Source organism: Pseudomonas segetis (assembly GCF_900188155.1).
Taxonomy (GTDB): Bacteria; Pseudomonadota; Gammaproteobacteria; order Pseudomonadales; family Pseudomonadaceae; genus Aquipseudomonas; species Aquipseudomonas segetis.
The window spans coordinates 1,114,930-1,138,096 of record NZ_FZOG01000002.1; the positions used below are offsets into that span (position 1 = coordinate 1,114,930).

Genomic DNA, 23,167 nt, shown 5'->3' on the forward strand with positions numbered 1-23,167 from the left:
TTAATCGCCAAGCGCACGCACCGACCAATGCGCAGGCAGCAGCTTGCCGCGATACTGTGGCGACTCCTCTAATTGCACCTCTTGCGGCACCAATGGCTCGGCACAGTGAGAACAAACCATTAGCCCGTGCATCTGCTCGCCGCATGTCACATGACGATGGCGAATTGGCGCCTCGCCCGCCTCGCTCATATGCACATCCCCCCAATGCACCAGCGCCATGATTGCTGGATACAGATCGCGCCCCTTGGCGGTGAGGCGATACTCCTCGCGAACAGGTCGCTGTTGATAGGCCTGCTTGCTCAACACCTGCGCCTCGACCAGCTTCTTCAAGCGATCAGACAACAGGTGCCGGGTCACGCCGAGGCGCTGTTCGAAGTCATCGAACCGGCGAATCCCCATGAAACACTCGCGCAGTACCAGCAATGTCCAGCGATCGCCGACCACCGATAAGGTACGCGCCAAGGAACAAGGCTGTTGATCAAGTTCTTCCCAGCGCATAGGCCGCCTCCACAAATTCCCGGACAAGAATAGCTTGACAGGTTCCAAAATGGAACTGACTATTCATATTAGTTCCAAAAAAGAACCTACAATCGGAGCAGCCATGACAACTCAACGCAAAGCAGTCTTAGTAGTAGGCGCGGGTGACGCAACCGGTGGCGAGATCGCCAAACGGTTTGCCCGTGAGGGTTTTGTTGCCTGCGTAGCCCGGCGCAACGCGGAAAAACTGAAGCCCCTGGTCGATAGCATTGAACAAGCTGGCGGCAGCGCCCGGGCCTTTGGTTGTGACGCCCGTATTGAAGAACAGGTGATTGAGATGTTCGCCACCATTGAGCGTGAAGTCGGTCCCTTGCATGCGGTGATCTTCAATATTGGCGCCAACGTGAACTTCTCCATCACCGAAACCACCGAGCGGGTATACCGCAAGGTGTGGGAAATGGCGACGCTGGCCGGTTTCCTCACCGGCCGCGAAGCTGCCAAAGTGATGCTGCCACGCGGCCAGGGCACCATCATCTTTACTGGCGCAACGGCGTCACTGCGCGGCGGCAAAGGTTTTAGCGCCTTTGCCGGGGCCAAGTTTGCCTTGCGCGCACTGGCCCAAAGCATGGCCCGCGAACTAGGCCCGCAGGGCATCCATGTGGCCCACCCGATCATCGACGGCGCCATCGACACTGCCTTTATCCGCGACAACTTCCCGGAGCGTTACGCCCAGAAAGAACAAGACGGTATTCTCAATCCGGAACACATCGCCGACAGCTACTGGCAATTGCATTGCCAGCCGCGCGACAGCTGGACCCATGAGCTGGACCTGCGTCCCTGGATGGAAACCTTTTAAAGCCGCGCGCCCTAAATACCAGGAGTTACCCAATGAGCAAACAGGTCGAGTTTTTCTTTGATTTCGGCAGCCCAGCCAGCTACCTGGCTTGGACCCAATTGCCAAAGATTGCAGCCAATGCGGGCGCACAAATCAACTGGCGCCCCATGTTGCTGGGCGGCGTATTCAAAGCCACTGGCAACAGCTCTCCCGTGCAAGTCCCAGCCAAGGGTCGTTACATGCTGCATGACCTTGATCGCTTCGCCAAACGCTACAAGGTGCCCTTGCGGTTCAACCCAAACTTCCCGATCAACACCCTGACCTTGATGCGCGGCGCAGCCGGATATCTCGATGACGAGCGCTTCGAGTTGTTTGTCAGAACCATATTCCAGGCGATGTGGGTAGACGGCAAGAACCTGGCCGACCCACAGCAGGTTGCACAGGTGCTTACAGCCGCTGGCTTCGAGCCCGAAGAATTCGTGCGACTGGTCGCGGACGAGACGGTCAAGGAACGCTTGAAAGCCAATACCGAGGAAGCCATCGGGCGCGGTGTATTTGGGGCGCCAAGCTTTTTTGTCGACGGCGAACTGCACTTCGGCCAGGATCGCCTCGACTTTGTCGCCGAGGCGCTGGCCCGCTAGCCGCTTAAACAGCGTTGCTCGAGGCTGGGCAACGCAGCGCTTTTACACCCGCAAGCAGGGCAGTCTTTTGGGTATTCGTTGGACAAGCTATGCGCTGTGATACCCGAGTCGCTATCACTCAGGTCTCGAGCAGGAAGGTTACGGGTCCATCGTTGGTCAACTGTACCTGCATGTCCGCGGCAAAACGGCCCGTGGCAACAACCGGGTGCTGACTGCGCGCTTGCTGCACCAGCAAGTCAAACAACTCAGTGGCCAGTGCAGGTGGTGCGGCCGTCGAGAAGCTTGGCCGCAGCCCGCTTTTGGTATCCGCCGCCAAAGTGAACTGCGACACCAGCAACAAGCCGCCAGCTACATCGCTCAATGAACAGTTCATCTTGCCGTCGGCATCACTGAACACGCGGTACTTGAGCAGCTTGTGCAACATCTTGCTGACACTGGCCGGGGTATCGTGCGGCTCGACGCCGACAAGCGCCAGCAAACCTTGTTCAATCGCACCAACCACTTCGCTTTCAACTGTGACTTGCGCGCTGCTCACGCGCTGGATCAGTGCCTTCATGCTTCATCCGGCGCCAAATTGAGGATACGCCGGGCGATTTGATCCGCTGCACGCACCAGGGCATCGGTAATGCCGACTTCAGCCGCCGCATGGCCAGCATCGCGAATAATCTGCAGTTCACTGTTTGGCCAGTTCTGATGCAGCTCCCAGGCATTGTCCAGCGGACAGATCACATCATAGCGGCCGTGCACGATAATGCCGGGCAGATGGGCAATCTTGTGCATGTCGCGAATGAGCTGGTCAGGTTCAAGGAAACCATTGTTGACAAAGTAATGGCTCTCGATTCGCGCAATGGACAAGGCCCGGTGCGAATCAGAAAAGCGGTCAACCACCTGCGGATTGGGTCGAAGTGTCGCGGTGCGCCCCTCCCAGGTAGACCATGCCTTGGCGGCATGCATCTGGGCAATCTGGTCGCTTCCGGTCAGGCGCTTGTGAAACGCGCGCATAAGGTCGCCACGCTCTTCCTGCGGAATCGGCGCAATGTAGTCTTGCCAGTAATCAGGAAACAGGCGGCTGGCACCTTCTTGATAAAACCACTGCAGTTCTTGTGGCCGACAGAGGAATATCCCGCGCAAGATCAAGCCGTGGACCCGTTCGGGATGCGCCTGGGCGTAGGCCAGGCCAAGGGTCGAGCCCCAGGAGCCGCCGAACACCACCCACTTGTCGATCCCCAGGTGCTGGCGAATGGTCTCGAGGTCTGCGACCAGATCCTGGGTGGTGTTGTTCTCAACGCTTGCATGGGGGGTCGAGCGCCCGCAACCGCGCTGGTCAAAAGTGACAATGCGATACAGGTTCGGATCAAAAAAACGCCTGCTCAGCGCATCACAGCCAGCCCCAGGGCCGCCATGGATAAACACCACGGGCAAACCATCCGGCGATCCGCTTTCGTCCACATAAAGCACATGCGGCGCCTCCACTGCCAGCTCATGGCGGGCGTAGGGCTTAATCTCCGGATACAAGCTTTGCATGGTCAGCTCCTTTAATTTTTTTATACAGTGTCGCGCATTGTGCCGGCCACCATGGAGTAGGATTCGAGTATGCCTGTAAAACCAATCGCCTTGACGCTATTGATGAGTTTCACCCTACTCTGCGGCTGCGGTGCCAAGGAATCTCCACAGGCTGCACTAGACAGAGCGGTACAGCAACTCCAGGACAACCTTGAAGCGAAAAAGACCAACGCGGTGCTCGAACAGTTGCACCCGGACTTCGCAGCGCAGCAGCAGTTTGACTCTGATTGGGCCAGGCGCACCATGACCTTAATGTTCTTAGGTTACAAAAAGGTCAACATCATCGCCTTGAGTAAAGACAGTCGAATCGACTCAACCTACAACAGCAAAGCCTATACCGATGCCCAGGTTGCCCTCACCGGAGGGGAGGGCCTGATCCCCGATAGCGCCCGGCACTATTCGGTCAAGCTTGAGTGGTGGCTTGAAGATGATACCTGGAAGCTCGCACGGCTCGGCTGGCAATAATACGCCCGGCAGTGCATTGAATGCCGGGCGCATCCGGTTATTGCTTAGGCATTTCTGCGTCCGGCGTACGCCAGATCAGGTTTTCGGTGTCATAACCGCGGTCATGGGCTACTTCAAGCAATTTAGCGCGCTGCTCCGGGTTTAACTCAGTGCTACGCGACAGCACCCACAGGTACTTGTGGTTAGGGCTGCCGACCAGCGCATGCTGGTAGTCGTCATCCAGGTACAGCACCCAGTAATCACCCTTGGCCACACCGGGCAACAGATCGCTGAACCAGTTGTCGAAGCTCACCCAGAGCTTGTCGGTCTTGCCCTCGACCTGGGGCACTGCCTGGCCCACGGCCTCCTGCCATTTTCCTTCAGCGTCCCGGCACTTGTTGACCACGCTGATGCTGCCGTCAGCCTGCAGCGCGTAATGCGCCTCGGACTGCTTACAGTTGCGCTGGAAGAACATCGGCAAGCGTGCCTGTTCGTACCAAGTGCCCTGGTAACGTTCCAGGTCAACCTTGTCTACCGTTCTTGGCGGCACGGCTCCGGTGCCGGAATTGGCGCAGCCAGCCAGCATTGCAGCCGCGCATACCCCTAAAAGAATGCGTTTCATAGTTTCCTCAGTTCAGGCCTTCACCCGAAAACATCATGACTTTGTCGCCGGCGTATTGAACGCTGATAAATTGCTTTTTATCGCCCCAGGTACAGCTCGACAGCCCCATGGCGCCCGCGCAATCAGTTGGATCACCGAGCAATGCTTCCACCTCGGCTTTAGTCATTCCGGTTTTGAGTTTGGAATAGTTTTCCTGTGTGACTTTGCTGCATGCAGCCAGCACAACACAAAAACATAGCAACGCGAAATTACGCAGCGACATAACTAAAGCTCCCTGTTTATTAGTTAATCTAGCTTGGCATAGTCCATCATCTGCCGCATAGGACGTCAGAAACCCGAGCCGGGTTCCTGCAAAAATAACTGTTCTTGTTCAGTCGAGGGACGACCTAGAACCTTGTTGCGATGCGGGAAGCGTTGAAAGCGCGCGATAATTCGATGATGGCGCTCGGCGTAATCCAGGTAGTCCGCAAACAGTGCTTGTTCAGCCTGTGGGGCCTGGTCAAAAAGCCCGACGAAGGCAGCAACCGCCTGATCCTGCAGGCGCAGGTCTTCGGCGTGTTCCAGCACCAAATAGATAAACACCCGCTGGATAGGTGCCAGTTGCAGGTCGAGGCCTTGCGCGACTCCTGCTTGAACATACTGCTGGGCCAAGGCATCGCCGCTGTAGCCACGTGGATCATCACGGTAGATCATGCGTGGCAACTGATCGAGCAAGAGCGTCAGTGCGAGCCAGCCCTCAGGATGCTCGCGCCACTCAAGCAATTGCCCCGCCAACGCCTGCTCGACCCAGCCACCGAAGCGCTCGCGCGCCTCGGCATCCTGGCTGTCACGCTTGCCAAACCAGAGCTTGGAGCGTGCTCCAGCAGCCTCGACAGCAATTGTCGATGGACCAAACCACCACTCAAGCAATTCGTGCCAAGGCTGATTCACGGCTTACTTCTTATGGTAAGAGGTAACGCGCTCGACTTCTTCCTTGGAACCCAGGTACACCGCGACACGCTGGTGCAAAGAAGTCGGCTGGATATCCATGATGCGCTGTTCGCCGTTGGTCGAAGCACCGCCAGCCTGCTCGATGATGAAGGACATCGGGTTCGCTTCGTACATCAAGCGCAGCTTGCCTGGCTTTTCGGGTTCACGGCCATCACGCGGATACATGAACAAGCCACCACGGGTGAGAATACGATGCACGTCGGCCACCATGGCGGCGATCCAGCGCATGTTGTAGTTCTTCTTCAGCGGGCCTTCTTCACCGGCCAGCAATTCGCCCACGTAGCGCTTGACCGGCTCTTCCCAGTGGCGCTGGTTGGACATGTTGATAGCAAATTCCTGGGTCGTTTCAGGCACTTTGATATTGTCGTGGGTCAGCACAAAGCTACCCAGCTCGCGGTCCAGGGTGAAGCCTTTGACGCCGTTACCCAGCGTCAGCATCAACATGGTCTGCGGACCGTAGATTGCATAACCGGCGGCAACCTGCTCGGTGCCAGGCTGAAGGAAGGCGTCTTCGCCCAAATCACCTTCGTCACCCTTGCGGTCAGGACAACGCAGAACCGAGAAAATGGTTCCCACAGAAACGTTTACATCGATATTCGAGCTGCCATCAAGCGGGTCAAAGACCAGCAGGTATGCGCCTTTTGGGTAACGACCCGGGATCTGGTAGGCGTTGTCCATTTCTTCCGACGCCATGCCAGCCAGGTGTCCGCCCCACTCGTTGGCTTCAAGCAGAATCTCGTTGGAAATAACATCGAGCTTCTTTTGCACTTCACCCTGGACGTTCTCGGTTTCCATGCTGCCTAGCACGCCGCCAAGCGCACCCTTGGACACTTGATGGCTGATCGCCTTACAGGCCCGTGCAACAACTTCAATCAGGAAGCGAAGATCAGCCGGGGTGTTGTGGCTGCGGGTTTGCTCGATCAGATAGCGACTCAGGGTAACGCGGGACATGTGAGGCTCCGGAGATAAGAAATCGCGCGCAGTTTAACCGGTTATGGGCGCCAGCGTCTTGTGCTGCCGCCCATCGGTACTTACCAGTCCCAGGCCAGCGACAGCGCAACACCTTGCTGCTTGTTGTCGTCACTCTTACTCAAGCTGTAAACCCCACGCAATGCAAGGTCGCTAGCCAGTTGCTGGCTAAAGCCGAGACTGGCGCGGTCGAGGTTGTCATCCGGGGTGTAGCCATCCAGCTTGTAGTCAATGCCCGGCAGGCTATTGAGCGAAACCCGAACGTCGGTGCTGTCGTCATCGTATTCGGTTTCATGGGCGACTTCGGCGAAAACCTGAGTGGCCTGGGTGATAGCCCAACGCCCTTGCATACCAATACCAAGGCGCTTCGAGGTGCGATCCTGATCACCGAAATTGAGGGCCGTTGAACTTGCACCGCGTTCATCGTAGCCATCGACCTCGACTTTCGCGTAGTCGGCGCTGACAAACGGGCTCAGGTGCCATTCGCTGCCAGGTTGCGCGATGTCGTAGCCAACCCGCCCGGAAAATGCCCACAAGGTGCCATCAGTATCGCCTTTCTCCGAGCGGGTGACCCGACCGAGCTCGAGCTTGCGTTTGAGGTCATGGTAGTCAAGATAGCCAGCAGTCACGGACGCATCCGCCCACCAGCGATTGTGTTGATACTGGGCGAATGCGCTGCCCAGATAGCTACGCATGTCGTAGTCTGAGTCCGCACTGCCGACTTCAAGGTTTTGCTCGTATAGCCCCATCACCACGCCAAAGCGCCAGCTGTCATCGACACGATAGCTACCACCCACATTGAGGCTGTAGCCATCGCCATCACCACTTGGCGATGCGGCCTGGCTGTCAAAGTCCAAGTGCTGACCGGCGCCCGATACTATTGCTCGCCATTGGCCAACAGGCTGCCAGGATTCCCAATCGGCAACATACTGGTTACGCAGTTGGTCCTGATGCGCGCGCAAGGTGCCATGGGCCATTTCAGGCAACAGGCTGGCTTCCCAAGGCGCCGCCAGCAGCGAGTAGGCGTAATCGGCGAAAATCTCTTGCACGGCGGTGGTCGGGTGCACGCTGTCGTTATAAATCAGCTTGCTTGGGTCCGGCGTCGCACTATTGATGCCCCAGGTCGCGTTCACGTCGCCGCAATCGGCAAAGCAGCTGCCGGTCAGGTTTTGCGTGGTGTCAAAGCCAAAAGCCGCCGCATTTTCAAGCACTTCACTGAACAGTACCGGAACGTTGAGCGGAATGATTTGCGCATCGATCTGCGACAACTGGCTAACCAGCTCAGTATTGAAATCTCGGCCAATCGAGGTAATGGTCGGCGCTAAGGCAGTGCCTGAAATTGCGGGTGTGGTACCGACATCCGGCAGCAGCGAGACCATGATGTAGCGAGCACCCGCACCCTGCAGCGCGCGCACGCTATCGGCCAGTTGCGTTGCCGCCGCTTGCGGGCCCGAGCTGAAGATGGTGCCTTGCAGGAAGTCGTTACCGCCGCCATTGACGTAGAACAGCGCATCGCGGTCGAGACTCAAACCACGATTTGCCAGATCGACCAGGTAGCCATCGCGCGTGCGCGTACCTGCAACCGAACCACCGGCCTGGGTGATTGAGTCGTAGATTTGATCAGTGCGGTAACCGCCGACTGCCCAGTTATTGCCATCAGGCAAGCCCTGGTCGGCATATACCTGCGAAGTCGAAGGCGCTTGCGGCCCCAATCCAAGCGCCTCACCGAGCAGCATGGGTGAGGTTGAACCGTAGATTTCACCGCTGCCATTCTGATAGGTCGGACCGACCCGGTTGGTAAAGCGGCGCGTTGCACCAGCGGGACCGTCTGCATCGGCAAACTGTCCGGCGTCACTTAGGCTATCGCCAAAGACAATCAGGCTACTGAAGGGACCAGCACTGGAAAAAGTCGAATAGCTGGCAAGCATGCACGCCAAGGCGAGCGGAGTTAGGGTACGTTTCACTGGGTCGTCCTTATTTTATTGTTATAGGCAGTACCAACAGCTCAAATCTAGCCAGTTTTGCGCTTGATTGCACGAGCTTATATGACTCAATAACCCACAGCAGTCATTACCGGGACGTTACTCAGCCAAATGTGACCACTTGGTTACGCCCCGCGCGCTTGGCCTGGTAGAGCGCGGCATCGGCAACATCCAGCAGCTCGTCAAGGTTGAGGCCTTGGGTTGGCCAGCAGGCGATACCAGCAGACAGGGTCACCTGGCGCAGGCCTCCACGGGTTTCCAATGGCTGCTGCGCCAGCTGTTTACAGATGATATTCAAGCGCTTAGATGCTTCCTCAAGATCCGCTCCCGGCAACACAAGGAGAAACTCCTCGCCACCAATGCGGAAGGCAGCATCGGAACTGCGCACATTGCGGCGCAACTTATCAGCCAGTGCCTTGAGCACATCGTCACCCTCAAGATGACCATGCTTGTCGTTGAGCAGCTTGAAGTGATCGAGGTCTATCAGAGCCAGTGATAGTGGTTTTTGCTCGCGTTGCACGCGGTCTATTTCCCGCGCGAAAAACTCTTCCAGATAACGCCGGTTATAGAGCCCGGTCAGGGGGTCGCAGAGCGCCTGCTCACGCAGTTGCTCATGCAGCTCAAGGATGGTCTGCAACCGTTGCTCGCTGACCGCCAGGGCATCAGCCAGCTGCAACTCGCTGATATGCCTTTGCGAGACATCCCGCAGATAAAGCATTTGCCCCAGCAGTGTCACCTCATGGCGCGTGGTGCGCTCAACCGCGCGGATATTCAACTCGAAGTACCGATCAAGGGAGGGTAATGACAGCAATTGGTTCGGCTCGCACCCATCGGCTTGACTCATAAGCTCGTGGAGCTTTGCCCCCAGCACGGGCCAATCCTGCAGGCGCCGCCCCTGCCAGCCGCGCTCAAGCCCTGAAAGCTTCAGCGCTGAAGGGTTCACCTCGACCACTCGCATCTGCGAATCAACCACCAGGACCGGGTCAAACAGCGCCTCGAGCAATAGATTGCGGGCCACTGGCAACAAGTCGAACAGGCGCACCCCGACAATCAGCCAGGCAAAGGCCATCAGGGTGAATGCGAAACTGAACGGAGTCGGATCAAAACCAAAAAGCGACATGCCGAGGAACACATGGCTGGCGTTAACCGCCCAGGGCACCAATGTGAGCAACAAAAAAACCAGGTAGTGGCGGCGATATAGGCCGCTGCTTTGCAGCACCGCACGGATCACAATACCGGAGCAGAACAGCATGCAAATGTAGCCATAGGCTGTTGCGACGTAATAGGCACTGCCGTGGACATACTTGATCGGCGAGCCGTAGTCGCCACTCAGCGGCGCTGTTTGCTCGGTGTACATCAGGTGGTGCCAGGGATTGGTCAGCGCCAGGAGCCAGCATAGTGCGGGCGCGAGCATCAGCATCGCCAGGACGGGACTGCTCAGGCGTTGATGCTTGCCATAGATATATTGCCAGAGAAACACCGCCCAGAATGTGGGCGTCAGGAGAATCCCGGGCCAGGCCATGCTCGCCCAGAACACTTTGCACTCGGCGCCTTGCGCAGCCATTTCGACGCTCGCCGCGAGCATCCACCAAAGACAGGCCAGGTGCAGCCAGATAAAGTTGCTCTGCCCTGGAAAATAACGTTGCTGCGAAACCCAGCGCGATAACAGCAGCACCCCGAAACAAACCACCCCGGTGATCAACAGCTGTACCGGGAAGTCCCAGCCAGACTGACTGCAAGAACTGAGAAGACTCAACACACTGCACTCGAGCGCAGCGGCACGACACTCAGACACAGACAGGGACTGCGACTAAAACCCGAGTTTGACCACGCCCCACAAGCCACGATGTGCAAACGATCACCCTGATCTAAACCAGAAGAAAATGTAGGCCTAAATAGCCGTAAACTACTGCCTATCGCCTAGTTCAAAATCGCGCAACCAACCGCTGAAGCGCAATGCCTTGGCAGTTTACCACCTCGTATAAACACCAGCATCCCGCGCACTGCTAAACTTGCCGGCTACAACCGGTCGGCAGATATCTCTTCACAAAGCGCCTGACATCGCTATCATCGCCCGCCGCGCCCCCTCCTACACTTAGCAGACCCATGAAAAACAACCTGATTGCCGCCGCAGAAATCGACCGCCTGGACACCTGGGCAAAATTTACTCGCGACATGTGCCACAGCTGCAATTCCAGTTGCTGCCAGTTGCCTGTGGAAGTGCGCATCAGCGACCTGATTCGCATGGGCGTGGCCGATGAGTTTGAAAGAGGCGACCCACCGAGAAATGTGGCCAAGCGCTTGCAAAAAGAAGGCATTATCGAGCGTTTCAACCAGAAGTCCGGCATCTTCACCCTGACACGCCTGTCGAATAATGACTGCCTTTACCTGGACCGCAAATCACGCCTGTGCACCATCTACGACGTGCGCCCGGAAACCTGCCGCAACCACCCCAAGATCGGCCCGCGCCCCGGCTACTGCGCCTATATTCCCAAGCCGACCCGCTGAAGCGGAACTGGCACCTGTTGCAGAAATAAAAAGCCCCGCAAAATTTGCAGGGCTTTTTCTCTGGCCAGTTCAGGGTCGACTGGCCGCTAAATCATCCTTGTTCAGCTGGATCTTCTTGGGTTTGATCAAACTGAAGTCAATCAACGACTTAGGCTCATAGGGATCACCAATGATCTGTGGGCGTACGATGAACCTGTTACTGACCAGGCTCTTGCTCCGGTCCAGCTCACTGAAGCTCAGCCCAGCCAAATCAGCCCAGGTATGAATCAGGTTCGAGCTGCTGTAAGGCCGCTCAAGCATGCTGCTGAAGTCAAAGGAGGCGTGGGTTTTCCACTTATCCGAGGCCCAGACTATAAATGGAATGGTGTACATCGGTGAGGTTGGCTTGCCTTCGTTACGCCCGATCACGCCACCTTTTGGGCTATCGAACACCGCCTCGCCATGGTCCGACAGGTACAACAGGAAACCATCCGGCTTGCTTGCCGAGAAACGCTTGATCAGGCTGGACACAACGAAATCGTTATACAGCACCGCATTGTCATAGCTGTTGTAGGTCGCCAACTGGTCCTCGGTCACCCACTTGGGCGCGCCCTTGTTATCGGTGAATTTCTCGAAGCTTTCCGGATAACGGTACTTGTAGCGCATGTGCGTACCAAGCAGGTGCACCACAATCAGCTTGCGCGGGGCTTTGTCAGCCAGCACCTTGGCAAAGGGTTCAAGCACATCACCGTCGTATTGGCGTGCATTCTGATTCAGGTTGTTATTCAGGTAATACTGTTCATCGGCCTGTTCAGAAAAGGTGGTGAGCATGGTGTTGCGCTTGGTCATGGTCTGCTGGTTGGTGATCCAGAAGGTCTTGTAACCCGCCTGCTTCATCATGTTGACCAGTGACGGTGTGGTCAGGTAGCCGTCCGGGTTCTTCTCATCGGCAAAGGTCAGCACCTGCTGCAATGCCTCGATCGTGTAGGGCCGCGGAGTAACGACGTTGTCGAACACCTGCAGTTGATCACGCAGCTTGTCCAGCTCGGGCGTGGTCTCGCGCGGGTAGCCATACAGACTCATGCGTTGACGGTTGGTTGACTCACCAATAACCAGCACCAGGGTTGTCGGCTTGCCGGCGCGGGAGTCCTTCATAGCATCGAGCGGCGCAAGCTTGGCGTTTTCAGCCAGGAGCTTCTCCATGCTATCGAGTTGCTGGCGATATTTACGAAAGCCCACGACCAGTTGCCAAGGTACTGCTGGCTCAATGCGCTCTTCAAACTTCTCCAGGGCCACGCCCAGCGTTGGACGTTTGCTGACTTCCCTGGCCAGCGGATAACCAATCAAGCCAAGCAGCAGCACGACGCTCAGCACCCGCGCCTGGGTAACGCCGAACTCCAAGGGTCGAATCTTGCGCCACAGCAGCCAGGCGACAAAGGTATAGCCGAGGTAGACCGGAATCATCCACCACACAAAATAGTGGCCAAAATACTCCATGCTTTCGGCCATGTTCGATTCGAACATGATGAAAATAACGCTTTGTGAGAATTGCTGGCCGTAGATGCAGAAATAGCCCAGCCCGACCAAGGAGCACGCCCATAAAATCACGCCGACAACAGCGGCGATGGTTTTGGTGCGCCGGGGAAACAGCAAGACCGGAACCAGCCATATAGCACTGACCAGAAACGCCTGACGGAAACTGACGAAACCCGTGGTATCAGTCAGTTGAATCAATAACTGGGTAACGCCGGAAAAATACCAGAAGAACAGAAATAACCAGCCAAGCCCTGCCCAATCCCAGCGTTTATGCCCCTTGGCCTGTGCCGATGCCTGCATACTCAACTCCCAACTCACTCTCGATACACTCAACCGCCCCGCATGACTGCGTTTAATACGGGGCCCAGCAATAAAGCCGGCCACCGTATCAGACACATTGTGAAAAGAATGTTGTTTGCCGGCGTGCTGGCCTGCGGTCGCTAAACCAAAAAGCAACAGGCACAAAAAAGCCCCTGGCAGCCAAGCTGCCAGGGGCTTTCAGATGCCGCGAAAACTAATGCTTAGCTCTTGCTGGCACGCTTACGGTCTGTCTCAAGCAGGAACTTCTTACGCAGACGGATCGACTTAGGCGTGATTTCAGCCAGCTCGTCGTCTTCGATGAACTCCAGGGCCTGCTCCAGGGTGTAACGGATTGGCGGAACCAAAGCGATGGTTTCGTCCTTGCCGGAAGCACGCATGTTATCGAGCTTCTTGCCCTTGGTTGGGTTAACAACCAGGTCGTTGTCACGGCTGTTGATACCAACCAACATACCTTCGTAAACGTCGTCACCGTGGCCCAGGAACAGCTTGCCGCGAGCCTGCAGGGTTTCCAGCGAGTAGGTCAAAGCCTTGCCAGTTGCACTGGAAACCAGAACGCCCTGAATACGACCGCCCATATCGCCCGACTTCATCGGACCATAGTGGCTGAAGATGCTGGTCAGGATGCCCGAGCCCGAAGTCAGGGTCAGGAACTGGTTACGGAAACCGATCAGGCCGCGCGCAGGAATGGTGTACTCAAGGCGTACACGGCCCTTGCCGTCTGGAACCATGTTGGTCAGGTCACCTTTACGGTTACCCATCTGCTCCATCATCGGGCCCTGATGTTGCTCTTCCAGGTCGATGGTGACGTTTTCGAATGGTTCGTGCTTAACGCCGTCAACCATGCGGATGATCACTTCAGGACGGCCTACAGCCAGTTCGAAGCCTTCGCGACGCATGGTCTCGATCAGTACCGAGAGGTGCAACTCACCACGGCCGGAAACCTTGAACTTGTCAGCGCTATCGCCTTCTTCAACGCGCAGGGCAACGTTGTACAGCAACTCTTTGTCGAGACGCTCTTTGATATTACGGCTGGTGACGAACTTGCCTTCCTTGCCGCAGAACGGCGAGTCGTTGACCTGGAAAGTCATGCTCACGGTTGGCTCGTCAACGGTCAACGGCTCAAGGGCTTCAACATTCGTCGGATCGCAAAGGGTGTCGGAGATGAACAGCTCGTCCATACCGCTGACACAAACGATGTCGCCGGCTTGCGCTTCGTTGACTTCAACGCGCTGCAGACCCGAGTGCCCCATGATCTTGAGGATACGGCCGTTACGCTTCTTGCCGTCAGTGCCAATAGCGGTCACCGGGGTGTTGGTCTTGACCTTGCCGCGAGCGATACGACCGATGCCGATAACACCCAGGAAGCTGTTGTAGTCCAGTTGCGAGATTTGCATCTGGAACGGGCCATCGACGTCTACGGCTGGAGCCGGTACGTGGTCGATGATCGCCTGGAATAGCGGATCCATGTTTTCTTCGAGCTTATCGTGCTCAAGACCTGCAATACCGTTCAGGGCGCTGCAGTACACGATTGGGAAATCGAGCTGCTCTTCGGTTGCACCCAGGTTATCGAACAGGTCGAAAATCTGGTCGACAACCCAGTCAGGACGCGCGCCCGGACGGTCGATCTTGTTGATTACAACGATAGGACGCAGGCCAGCCTTGAACGCCTTCTGGGTTACGAAGCGAGTCTGTGGCATTGGGCCGTCTTGGGCGTCAACCACCAGCAGCACGGAGTCAACCATGCTCATTACGCGCTCTACTTCACCACCGAAGTCGGCGTGGCCGGGGGTGTCTACGATGTTGATGTCGTAGTCGTGCCATTTCAGAGCGGTGTTTTTCGCCAGGATGGTAATACCACGTTCTTTTTCCTGGTCGTTGCTGTCCATCACGCGCTCGTTTTCAAGCTCTTTACGGTCAAGCGTGCCGGACTGGCGCAGGAGTTTGTCTACCAGGGTGGTCTTACCATGGTCAACGTGGGCAATGATTGCGATGTTACGTAGATTATCGATCACTTGTGTATCTCGATCAGAGGATTCAGTTTGCCGCATAGTGTAGACGGCGAGTATTAAGGTTGTGCTAGACGACGTAAAAGCACATTGAGCCGCTCGCGACTCAGAAGCTTTTACGCCGCCTGTATGTCGGGAGGGCGATGGCGGATGCTGCCGCCATTCAACCCGGGCGTCTTATGTCGGACGATAAACGCGCACATTCGCATGCCCCTCGTTTAGCAGGTGGTGGGCATGCAGGCGACTCATGACACCCTTGTCGCAATACAGCAAATACTGGCGACTCGGATCCAACTCTTTAAAGCGACTGTTGAGTGCATAGAACGGCAGTTCCTGCACTTCGGTGCCAGGCAGCCGCAGCGGCTCGTCCTCGGCACTATCCGGATGACGGATATCAATGATGACGTGACCGGCGAGGACTTCGCTGACTTCCTCAACCTGAATATCCTTGCCCAACTCGTCGATAACCTTATCGATCGGCAACTGGGTTGCGCTCTGTACTGCTCGCTCAAGCACCGCCATGTCGAACTGCTTTTCTTCATAGGCAATCCGGTCGGGCTTGGCTTTGGTGGTCGGATTCACCGAAATCACACCGCAGTATTCGGGCATATGCTTGGCAAAGTCGGCAGTGCCGATCTGCGTCGCGGTATTGATGATGTCCTGCTTGTGGCTGGCCAGGAGCGGACGCAACACCAGTTTCTCAGTGGCGGCATCGATGACCGACAGGTTCGGCAGCGTTTGGCTCGACACCTGCGAAATAGCCTCGCCCGTCACCAATGCATCAATTTGCAGGCGGTCGCTGATCTGGGTGGCGGCGCGCAACATCATGCGCTTCAACACCACGCCCATCTGGCTGTTATCGACCTTGCCGAGGATCTCACCGAGTACTTCTTCAAAAGGCACGCTAATAAAGAGTACGCGCTGCGAGCTGCCGAACTTCTTCCACAAATAATGCGCGACTTCCATCACGCCCAGTTCATGGGCGCGGCCACCTAGATTGAAGAAGCAGAAGTGAGTCACCAAGCCGCGGCGCATCATCTGGTAGGCGGCGACGGTTGAATCAAAGCCACCCGACATCAATACCAGCGTCTGCTCCAGTGAACCCAGTGGATAACCGCCGAGCCCGTCATGCTGGTTGTGAATGACAAACAGGCGCTGGTCACGGATTTCCATGCGCACAACAACATCCGGATCTTTAAGCGAGATCCCGGCAGCGCCGCACTGCTGGCGCAACTGGCTGCCCACATAACGCTCAACGTCCATCGAGCTGAACGGATGCTTGCCCGCACGCTTGCAGCGCACAGAGAAAATCTTGCCCGGTAATTGGTCGGCGAAATGCAGCTTGCACTTTTCCAGCACATCGTCGAAATCGCCTAGGGGATACTCATTCACTTCAAGGAAATGAGTAATGCCCGGCGTACAGCGAAGACGCTCAGTCAGTTCGCCCAGCAGCTTGGCATCGGTCAGGGTTGTTTCAACTTCCAGATTATCCCAGACACCGGTAACCGAGAGCTGCGGATCAAGATCGCGCAACACCGAGCGGATATTCTTCGCCAACTGCCGGATAAAGTTCTTGCGAACAGGCCGACTCTTGATGGTGATTTCTGGGAAAACTTTTACGATCAGTTTCATGGAAGCAACGCGCGCCAAGCTCGCGAAAAAACAGGGGCGCGGATTATAGCGGAAATTGTGCAAGGTTTGATCAAAAACCTTAGTTAAACATTTAGTCGCACCATCATGGTGCCTTGTCGTTTTATTTGGCACCGGCTTGGTGCAGCAATATCAGCACAACTGGGAATAATCCCCCGGTGCGCCTGCGTTTGCGGGCTTTAGTCCATCACAGTGCACTGGCATGCAAATTGCTCCCTTGTGAGGCAGGTAGTACTGGCGGAGTATCCGCCGAGCTTTTCCGAATTTTGTGGGCTCAACAGATTGAGCCTTATCCGCCTGGAGGACAGCATGTCGAAGTCGATTCAACTTATTAAAGAACACGACGTGAAGTGGGTTGACCTGCGCTTCACTGATACCAAGGGTAAGCAGCACCACGTAACCATGCCAGCCCGCGACGCGCTGGACGAAGACTTCTTCGAGCACGGCAAGATGTTCGACGGCTCCTCCATTCATGGCTGGAAAGGCATCGAAGCTTCCGACATGATCCTGATGCCGGTTGACGAAACCGCCGTGCTGGATCCATTCACCGAAGAGCCAACCCTGATTCTGGTTTGCGACATCGTTGAGCCAAGCACCATGCAAGGCTACGACCGCGACCCACGCTCCATCGCCAAGCGCGCTGAAGAGTTCCTCAAGTCGACCGGCATCGGTGACACTGTATTTGTTGGCCCGGAGCCAGAATTCTTCATCTTCGACGAAGTGAAGTTCAAGTCGGACATCTCCGGCTCGATGTTCAAGATCTACTCCGAGCAAGGCTCCTGGAACACTGACGGCGACATCGAAGGCGGCAACAAGGGCCACCGTCCAGCCGTCAAAGGTGGTTACTTCCCAGTTCCGCCGTGCGACCACGACCACGAAATCCGTACTGCCATGTGTAATGCCATGGAAGATATGGGCCTGGTGATCGAAGTTCACCACCACGAAGTGGCGACTGCTGGCCAGAACGAAATCGGCGTCAAGTTCAACACCCTGGTAAACAAGGCTGACGAAGTTCAGACCCTGAAGTACTGCGTACACAACGTAGCCGATGCCTACGGTAAAACCGCTACCTTCATGCCTAAGCCACTGTACGGCGACAACGGCTCGGGCATGCACGTTCACATGTCGATCTCCAAAGACGGCAAGAACACCTTCTCCGGCGAAGGCTATGCCGGCCTGTCTGACATCGCCCTGTACTTCATCGGCGGTATCATCAAGCACGGTAAGGCACTGAACGGCTTCACCAACCCATCGACCAACTCCTACAAGCGTCTGGTCCCTGGCTTCGAAGCTCCAGTAATGCTGGCCTACTCGGCTCGCAACCGTTCGGCCTCGATCCGTATTCCTTACGTTGCCAGCCCTAAAGCTCGTCGTATCGAAGCACGCTTCCCGGATCCAGCAGCCAACCCATACCTGGCTTTCGCAGCATTGCTGATGGCCGGTATCGACGGTATCCAGAACAAGATCCACCCTGGCGATGCAGCTGACAAGAACCTGTATGACCTGCCACCAGAAGAAGGCAAGTTGATCCCACAGGTTTGCGGCAGCCTGAAAGAAGCCCTGGAAGAGCTCGACAAAGGTCGTGCGTTCCTGACCAAGGGCGGCGTGTTCAGCGACGACTTCATCGATGCTTACCTCGAACTCAAGCACGAAGAAGAAATCAAAGTTCGCACCTTCGTACACCCACTGGAATACGACCTGTACTACAGCGTCTAATCCAGCCGGTATGACAAAAGGCCACCTTCGGGTGGCCTTTTGTTTTTGCCAATGCACCGCTCAGCCCATTGTTTTATGCGCCCGCACACACTGCAACATGCCGACACTTGCCAGTAACGCCGCGCAGTGCAATCTTAATCAACAAGCCACGTTGAGGGATCGCTCATGCGCACACTAGTTGCCTGCCTTATACTCGCCGCCGCCCTGCCGGCCAGCGCGCAAATCTATAAATACACCGACGCCAACGGCAATACCGTTTTCACTAACGAACCGCCACAGGGCGTAGACACCGAAACCATCGAGCTGCCTAAAACCAATACGGTGGAGATGCAAACCCCGAAACAACCGACAAGTGAAGCAAGCGATAATGCTCCCGCGCAAGTCCAGGCCTCCTATCAAGTACTGGAGCTGACCGGCCTGCCAGATGAAGCCGCGTTGCGCGCCAACAACGGCACCTTCAGCGTCGGGGTTAACATTCAGCCACGCCTGTCACCGGCGCACCGCTTGCAGCTGCTGCTCGACGGCCAACCTTATGGCGAACCCAGCAACGTGCCGCGACTCCAGCTCAATAATGTTGATCGTGGCGAACACTCGCTCGCGGTACAGGTAATCAGCACCAGCGGCACGGTGCAGCAAAGCGAGACCAGCACATTCACCGTACAAAGGGTCAACACCAATAACAGTCCCGCATTCACCCCTAAACCCAAACCCACCCCAAGACCTAAGCCAGCCCCTTGATGCGCGCACTTTTAACCTGTTTATTGCTACTGAGCAGCCTGTCCGCGTCGGCACAGGTCTACACCTATATAGATGCAGAAGGAAACCGGGTATTTACCGACCGACCCAGGGGCGGTAATGCCAAGCCGGTGCAGATAGCACCTACCAATCGGATCACCCCGACCATCAAGCTCAAGCCAGAAGTCGTAGACGAGCAACCCCTGGTGCTGTCCTACCAGATGCTACGCATCCTGGTGCCGCAACCTGATGCAACGATCCGCGATAACGCCGGTAACCTGATTGTCAGCGCCACCAGCGAACCCGAGCTGCTGCCCGGGCATCGCTTTCGCCTGATTCTCGACGGTAATGCAATTGGCGAGGCCGGTCGCAGCCCGGTTTTCCCGCTGGAAAATATCGACAGGGGAACGCACCAGTTGGCGGTTGAGATCATCGATGAGCATGAGCGCATCATTGAACGAACACCCAGCCAGCCATTTCACCTGCTGCGCACCTCGCTTGCGCAAAAACGCCAGGTCAATCCCTGCAAGCGGAAAGACTTCGGCGTGCGCCCTGAATGCCCACTCAAAGACAAGCCTGAAGAAGAAAGAGACATCCCCTTCGTTCCCTTTATGTAGCAAACGCACCATTTAGGCGCACATAAAGGCAGTCACTTCTATACTCTCCCTGTTTTGGGTCGCCCTGCACGTGGCGGCCTACATCTATTTGTGGGCGTTGTCGCTATTTACACAGGGAAAACGCTACTTTTCAGGGCTTTGGTTTGCTTCTTGCATTTTTATAACCACTGCCGGAAGCCGATGCCTATGATCATTAACGACGCACTGCACCGCCTGCTACTCGACAACCTGACAACCGCCACATTATTGCTCGATGCGGAACTGCGCCTTGAGTACATGAACCCAGCCGCCGAAATGCTTTTGGCCATTAGCGGCCAACGCAGCCATGGCCAGTTCATCAGCGAGCTCTTTACTGAATCCGCTGAAGCCGTGAGTTCTTTGCGCCAAGCCGTTGAGGAAGCCCATCCGTTCAATAAGCGCGAAGCGGTATTGACCTCCATAACCGGGCAAAACCTGACCGTAGACTACGCCGTCACCCCAGTAATCAGCCGCGGCGCAACCCTGTTGCTCCTCGAAGTGTTCCCACGTGACCGCATGTTGCGCATCACCAAGGAAGAGGCCCAGCTGTCTAAGCAAGAGACCACCAAACTCCTGGTGCGCGGCCTGGCTCACGAAATCAAGAACCCTTTGGGCGGCATCCGTGGCGCCGCTCAGTTGCTGGCCCGTGAACTCCCCGAGGAAAACCTCAAGGACTACACCAACGTAATCATTGAAGAGGCTGATCGCTTGCGTAATCTGGTTGATCGCATGCTTGGTTCAAACAAGCTGCCACTGCTATCGATGACCAACGTACATGAAGTGCTCGAACGCGTCAGCAGCCTGGTTGAAGCCGAAAGCCAAGGTTGCATTACTTTGGTGCGCGACTACGACCCAAGCATCCCGGACGTGTTGATCGACCGCGAACAAATGATCCAGGCCGTGCTGAATATAGTGCGCAACGCCATGCAGGCGCTTTCCCCGCTCAGTGATATGCGCCTGGGCCGCATCACCCTGCGCACACGGGCGCTGCGCCAATTCACCATTGGCCATGTCCGTCATCGCCTGGTGACCAAAATTGAAATCATCGATAACGGCCCAGGCATTCCTCCGGACCTGCAAGAAACCATTTTCTTCCCCATGGTCAGTGGCCGCGCCGACGGCACCGGCCTTGGCCTTGCAATCACCCAGAACATTATTAGTCAGCACCAAGGGCTGATCGAATGCGAAAGCCATCCGGGCCATACCGTATTTACGATCTTCCTGCCGCTGGAACAAGGAGCAACTCAGCCATGAGCCGTAGTGAAACCGTCTGGATTGTCGACGACGACCGTTCTATCCGCTGGGTACTGGAAAAAGCCTTGCAGCAAGAAGGCATGGCCACGCAAACCTTCGACAATGCCGACGGCCTGCTTAACCGCCTGGCCCGGCAACAGCCCGATGTGATTATTTCCGACATCCGCATGCCTGGCGTCAGTGGGCTTGACTTGCTGGCGCGTATCCAAGAGCTGCACCCGCGCCTGCCCGTCATCATCATGACCGCACATTCGGACCTCGACAGCGCCGTTGCCTCTTATCAGGGCGGGGCATTCGAGTATTTGCCCAAGCCGTTTGACGTTGATGAAGCCGTGTCACTGGTCAAGCGTGCCAACCAGCACGCCCAGGAACAGCAAAACCTCAGCGTGCCCGTTGCTGAAGCGCAAACACCGGAAATCATCGGTGAAGCACCAGCAATGCAGGAAGTGTTTCGCGCCATCGGCCGCTTGTCACATTCCAACATCACGGTTTTGATCAATGGTGAATCGGGCACGGGCAAGGAACTGGTTGCCCACGCCCTGCATCGCCACAGCCCGCGCGCGGCCTCGCCCTTTATTGCCTTGAACATGGCGGCAATTCCAAAGGACTTGATGGAATCCGAGCTCTTTGGCCATGAAAAAGGCGCCTTTACCGGTGCAGCCAACCAGCGCCGCGGTCGCTTCGAGCAAGCCGATGGCGGCACCCTGTTTCTCGATGAAATCGGCGACATGCCGGCCGACACCCAGACTCGCCTGCTGCGGGTACTGGCTGATGGCGAATTCTACCGCGTGGGCGGTCATACACCGGTCAAGGTTGATGTACGGATCATTGCCGCCACTCACCAAAACCTTGAGGGCCTGGTGCATGCCGGTAAATTCCGTGAAGACTTGTTCCATCGCCTCAACGTTATTCGTATTCATATTCCGCGCTTGTCAGACCGCCGCGAAGACATTCCAACACTGGCCCGCCATTTCCTCAGCCGCGCGGCGCTTGAACTGTCGGTCGAACCAAAGCTGCTGAAAAACGAAACCGAAGATTATCTTCAACAGCTGTCATGGCCGGGCAATGTGCGCCAGCTGGAGAACACCTGTCGCTGGATCACCGTCATGGCTTCTGGCCGCGAGGTGCACATCGACGACCTGCCACCCGAACTGCTGTCGCAGCCGCAAGACAGTGCCCCGGTCAGTAATTGGGAGCAGGCGCTGCGCCAGTGGGCCGACCAGTCGCTGGCACGCGGCCAGTCAAACCTGCTCGATACAGCCGTACCGGCATTTGAGCGGATCATGATTGAAACGGCCCTCAAGCACACCGCAGGCCGACGCCGCGACGCCTCTATCCTGCTGGGCTGGGGCCGAAATACCCTGACCCGCAAGATCAAAGAGCTGGGCATGAACATCGACGGTGGCGATGACGACGACAGCGATGACAACTAAACCAGTCATCAACATTTAAGCAGCACAAAAACGGGCCTTGGCCCGTTTTTTTATGCACAGGGATCAATTCGATACATTGGGTTTGGACTAGGCTGATGAATGCTGCCTTTGACGGCGATCCAATCGCAGGAGAACCCCATGCCTGACAAGACCGGTACAGTCCGCTTACACCGCGTGCTTCGTGCACCGCCTGAATCCATCTACAAGGCCTTTACCGATAAGGGCGCCCTGGAACGCTGGCTGCCTCCCTATGGTTTTATCGGGACGGTCCATGAAATGGATGCCCGCGTGGGAGGAGGCTATCGAATGTCTTTCACCCACTTTGCCAGCGCAAGCAGCCATTCTTTTAGTGCTGAATATACCGAGCTTGTACCCCACGAGCGGATCCAGCATAGAGACTGCTTCGACAGCGAGCACCTGCCCGGTGAAATGCTGGTATCGATCGACCTGAAAGCCGTTAGCTGCGGAACCGATGTTCATATTGTTCAAACAGGCATTCCCTCTGCCATCCCAGAGGAAATGTGCTATTTGGGTTGGCAAGAGTCCCTGAGCCAACTGGCACGGCTTGTGGAAGCGAATATTGCCGAGCATGACTGACAACAACGGGCCATGGCTCAGCAGCATTGGCAATAAACCAGCCGCCATCCATTACGCGGCCGACTAAGCGATGCCCAATAACAGCGCTCAAAACAGTGCGCATGCACTCATCAGAGACACTTTCAGTGACCAAAGGCGCGGATCAATAGGCTTTGAATGGCGCAAACAGCCTGTTTTTACTGACATCAAGCGACAATGCAAAAGTTGGCACACTGCCTGCATATACCTAAGTAACTCCAGTTTCGGGGGCCTTGGTACAGGCAGGCCGGGGATT

General features: G+C 56.3%; 22 protein-coding genes. 10 read left to right on the forward strand and 12 right to left on the reverse strand.

Annotation, left to right across the window (positions count from 1 at the left end; translation table 11 throughout):
* Window positions 1–498, reverse strand: coding sequence for a winged helix-turn-helix transcriptional regulator (locus CHB79_RS10945; RefSeq protein ID WP_089359875.1), 498 nt, complete (start codon window positions 496–498; stop codon window positions 1–3).
* A 103-nt stretch (window positions 499–601) separates the two neighbouring features.
* Here CHB79_RS10945 and CHB79_RS10950 point away from each other — a divergent pair, with 103 nt between their 5' ends.
* Window positions 602–1,333 carry an SDR family oxidoreductase gene (locus CHB79_RS10950; protein WP_089359876.1) on the forward strand — a complete coding sequence of 244 codons (732 nt, stop codon included), beginning with the start codon at window positions 602–604 and terminating at the stop codon, window positions 1,331–1,333.
* A gap of 32 nt (window positions 1,334–1,365) precedes the next feature.
* Window positions 1,366–1,953: a 2-hydroxychromene-2-carboxylate isomerase gene (locus CHB79_RS10955; protein WP_089359877.1), complete on the forward strand. Its 588-nt coding sequence runs from the start codon at window positions 1,366–1,368 to the stop codon at window positions 1,951–1,953.
* Window positions 1,954–2,071: 118 nt separating this feature from the next.
* Here the strand turns inward: CHB79_RS10955 and dtd are convergent, their stop codons facing one another.
* Both dtd and pip read right to left on the reverse strand, forming a co-directional pair.
* Window positions 2,072–2,509: a D-aminoacyl-tRNA deacylase gene (dtd, locus tag CHB79_RS10960; protein WP_089359878.1), complete on the reverse strand. Its 438-nt coding sequence runs from the start codon at window positions 2,507–2,509 to the stop codon at window positions 2,072–2,074.
* The gene (pip, locus tag CHB79_RS10965) at window positions 2,506–3,477 is read right to left on the reverse strand and encodes a prolyl aminopeptidase (protein ID WP_089359879.1); all 972 of its coding nucleotides are present in this window, start codon (window positions 3,475–3,477) and stop codon (window positions 2,506–2,508) included. The genes dtd and pip overlap by 4 nt, the downstream gene beginning before the upstream one ends.
* A 69-nt stretch (window positions 3,478–3,546) precedes the next feature.
* On the opposite strand from pip, the gene CHB79_RS10970 reads away from it, so the two are divergent.
* Window positions 3,547–3,981 carry a hypothetical protein gene (locus tag CHB79_RS10970; RefSeq protein WP_010488566.1) on the forward strand — a complete coding sequence of 145 codons (435 nt, stop codon included), beginning with the start codon at window positions 3,547–3,549 and terminating at the stop codon, window positions 3,979–3,981.
* A 37-nt stretch (window positions 3,982–4,018) separates the two neighbouring features.
* On the opposite strand, the gene CHB79_RS10975 is transcribed toward CHB79_RS10970, so the two are convergent.
* The 6 genes from CHB79_RS10975 to CHB79_RS11000 form a co-directional block, all read right to left on the reverse strand.
* The gene (locus CHB79_RS10975) at window positions 4,019–4,582 is read right to left on the reverse strand and encodes a lipocalin family protein (protein ID WP_089359880.1); all 564 of its coding nucleotides are present in this window, start codon (window positions 4,580–4,582) and stop codon (window positions 4,019–4,021) included.
* A gap of 7 nt (window positions 4,583–4,589) precedes the next feature.
* On the reverse strand, window positions 4,590–4,844 hold the full coding sequence (gene bamE, locus CHB79_RS10980; protein WP_010488568.1) for an outer membrane protein assembly factor BamE domain-containing protein: 255 nt from the start codon (window positions 4,842–4,844) through the stop codon (window positions 4,590–4,592).
* A gap of 65 nt (window positions 4,845–4,909) precedes the next feature.
* Window positions 4,910–5,512 carry a DUF924 family protein gene (locus tag CHB79_RS10985; RefSeq protein ID WP_089359881.1) on the reverse strand — a complete coding sequence of 201 codons (603 nt, stop codon included), beginning with the start codon at window positions 5,510–5,512 and terminating at the stop codon, window positions 4,910–4,912.
* Window positions 5,513–5,515: 3 nt separating this feature from the next.
* Complete coding sequence (locus CHB79_RS10990; protein ID WP_089359882.1) at window positions 5,516–6,523, reverse strand: class 1 fructose-bisphosphatase; 1,008 nt, start codon at window positions 6,521–6,523, stop codon at window positions 5,516–5,518.
* Window positions 6,524–6,603: 80 nt separating this feature from the next.
* The gene (gene estP, locus CHB79_RS10995; protein ID WP_281254631.1) at window positions 6,604–8,505 is read right to left on the reverse strand and encodes an esterase EstP; all 1,902 of its coding nucleotides are present in this window, start codon (window positions 8,503–8,505) and stop codon (window positions 6,604–6,606) included.
* 121 nt (window positions 8,506–8,626) lie between these two features.
* Complete coding sequence (locus tag CHB79_RS11000; protein ID WP_089359884.1) at window positions 8,627–10,282, reverse strand: histidine kinase N-terminal 7TM domain-containing diguanylate cyclase; 1,656 nt, start codon at window positions 10,280–10,282, stop codon at window positions 8,627–8,629.
* Between the two features lie 347 nt (window positions 10,283–10,629).
* Here CHB79_RS11000 and CHB79_RS11005 point away from each other — a divergent pair, with 347 nt between their 5' ends.
* A complete protein-coding gene (locus CHB79_RS11005; RefSeq protein ID WP_089359885.1) occupies window positions 10,630–11,031 on the forward strand; it encodes a YkgJ family cysteine cluster protein in 402 nt (133 codons plus the stop codon).
* Between the two features lie 69 nt (window positions 11,032–11,100).
* Here CHB79_RS11005 and cptA read toward each other — a convergent pair whose 3' ends face one another.
* The 3 genes from cptA to thiI all read right to left on the reverse strand — a co-directional run bounded on the left by cptA (window position 11,101) and on the right by thiI (window position 16,505).
* Complete coding sequence (gene cptA / locus CHB79_RS11010; RefSeq protein WP_089359886.1) at window positions 11,101–12,846, reverse strand: phosphoethanolamine transferase CptA; 1,746 nt, start codon at window positions 12,844–12,846, stop codon at window positions 11,101–11,103.
* A gap of 221 nt (window positions 12,847–13,067) precedes the next feature.
* Window positions 13,068–14,879 carry a translational GTPase TypA gene (gene typA / locus CHB79_RS11015; protein WP_089359887.1) on the reverse strand — a complete coding sequence of 604 codons (1,812 nt, stop codon included), beginning with the start codon at window positions 14,877–14,879 and terminating at the stop codon, window positions 13,068–13,070.
* Between the two features lie 171 nt (window positions 14,880–15,050).
* Window positions 15,051–16,505: a tRNA uracil 4-sulfurtransferase ThiI gene (gene thiI / locus CHB79_RS11020; RefSeq protein WP_089359888.1), complete on the reverse strand. Its 1,455-nt coding sequence runs from the start codon at window positions 16,503–16,505 to the stop codon at window positions 15,051–15,053.
* 327 nt (window positions 16,506–16,832) lie between these two features.
* Between thiI and glnA the strand changes: the two genes are divergently transcribed.
* The 6 genes from glnA to CHB79_RS11050 all read left to right on the forward strand — a co-directional run bounded on the left by glnA (window position 16,833) and on the right by CHB79_RS11050 (window position 22,893).
* On the forward strand, window positions 16,833–18,239 hold the full coding sequence (glnA, locus tag CHB79_RS11025) for a glutamate--ammonia ligase (RefSeq protein WP_089359889.1): 1,407 nt from the start codon (window positions 16,833–16,835) through the stop codon (window positions 18,237–18,239).
* A gap of 165 nt (window positions 18,240–18,404) precedes the next feature.
* Window positions 18,405–18,977 carry a DUF4124 domain-containing protein gene (locus CHB79_RS11030; protein WP_089359890.1) on the forward strand — a complete coding sequence of 191 codons (573 nt, stop codon included), beginning with the start codon at window positions 18,405–18,407 and terminating at the stop codon, window positions 18,975–18,977.
* On the forward strand, window positions 18,977–19,591 hold the full coding sequence (locus tag CHB79_RS11035; RefSeq protein WP_089359891.1) for a DUF4124 domain-containing protein: 615 nt from the start codon (window positions 18,977–18,979) through the stop codon (window positions 19,589–19,591). Before CHB79_RS11030 ends, CHB79_RS11035 begins: the two co-directional genes overlap by 1 nt.
* Before the next feature lie 186 nt (window positions 19,592–19,777).
* Entirely contained in the window at window positions 19,778–20,863 is a 1,086-nt protein-coding gene (gene glnL, locus CHB79_RS11040) for a nitrogen regulation protein NR(II) (RefSeq protein ID WP_089359892.1), read from the forward strand.
* Entirely contained in the window at window positions 20,860–22,296 is a 1,437-nt protein-coding gene (gene ntrC / locus CHB79_RS11045; RefSeq protein WP_089359893.1) for a nitrogen regulation protein NR(I), read from the forward strand. Before glnL ends, ntrC begins: the two co-directional genes overlap by 4 nt.
* 138 nt (window positions 22,297–22,434) lie before the next feature.
* Window positions 22,435–22,893, forward strand: coding sequence for an SRPBCC family protein (locus tag CHB79_RS11050; protein WP_089359894.1), 459 nt, complete (start codon window positions 22,435–22,437; stop codon window positions 22,891–22,893).
* The last annotated feature ends 274 nt before the right edge of the window (window positions 22,894–23,167 follow it).

Coding starts and splice junctions, on each gene's coding strand:
- ntrC (WP_089359893.1), top strand. CDS start 20,860: ATGAGCCGTAGTGAAACCGTCTGGATTGTCGACGACGACCGTTCTATC.
- CHB79_RS10950 (WP_089359876.1), top strand. CDS start 602: ATGACAACTCAACGCAAAGCAGTCTTAGTAGTAGGCGCGGGTGACGCA.
- CHB79_RS11030 (WP_089359890.1), top strand. CDS start 18,405: ATGCGCACACTAGTTGCCTGCCTTATACTCGCCGCCGCCCTGCCGGCC.
- glnA (WP_089359889.1), top strand. CDS start 16,833: ATGTCGAAGTCGATTCAACTTATTAAAGAACACGACGTGAAGTGGGTT.
- CHB79_RS11050 (WP_089359894.1), top strand. CDS start 22,435: ATGCCTGACAAGACCGGTACAGTCCGCTTACACCGCGTGCTTCGTGCA.
- CHB79_RS11005 (WP_089359885.1), top strand. CDS start 10,630: ATGAAAAACAACCTGATTGCCGCCGCAGAAATCGACCGCCTGGACACC.
- CHB79_RS10990 (WP_089359882.1), bottom strand. CDS start 6,523: ATGTCCCGCGTTACCCTGAGTCGCTATCTGATCGAGCAAACCCGCAGC.
- cptA (WP_089359886.1), bottom strand. CDS start 12,846: ATGCAGGCATCGGCACAGGCCAAGGGGCATAAACGCTGGGATTGGGCA.
- bamE (WP_010488568.1), bottom strand. CDS start 4,844: ATGTCGCTGCGTAATTTCGCGTTGCTATGTTTTTGTGTTGTGCTGGCT.
- CHB79_RS10955 (WP_089359877.1), top strand. CDS start 1,366: ATGAGCAAACAGGTCGAGTTTTTCTTTGATTTCGGCAGCCCAGCCAGC.
- CHB79_RS11035 (WP_089359891.1), top strand. CDS start 18,977: ATGCGCGCACTTTTAACCTGTTTATTGCTACTGAGCAGCCTGTCCGCG.
- CHB79_RS10970 (WP_010488566.1), top strand. CDS start 3,547: ATGCCTGTAAAACCAATCGCCTTGACGCTATTGATGAGTTTCACCCTA.
- pip (WP_089359879.1), bottom strand. CDS start 3,477: ATGCAAAGCTTGTATCCGGAGATTAAGCCCTACGCCCGCCATGAGCTG.
- thiI (WP_089359888.1), bottom strand. CDS start 16,505: ATGAAACTGATCGTAAAAGTTTTCCCAGAAATCACCATCAAGAGTCGG.
- dtd (WP_089359878.1), bottom strand. CDS start 2,509: ATGAAGGCACTGATCCAGCGCGTGAGCAGCGCGCAAGTCACAGTTGAA.
- CHB79_RS10975 (WP_089359880.1), bottom strand. CDS start 4,582: ATGAAACGCATTCTTTTAGGGGTATGCGCGGCTGCAATGCTGGCTGGC.
- CHB79_RS10945 (WP_089359875.1), bottom strand. CDS start 498: ATGCGCTGGGAAGAACTTGATCAACAGCCTTGTTCCTTGGCGCGTACC.
- glnL (WP_089359892.1), top strand. CDS start 19,778: ATGATCATTAACGACGCACTGCACCGCCTGCTACTCGACAACCTGACA.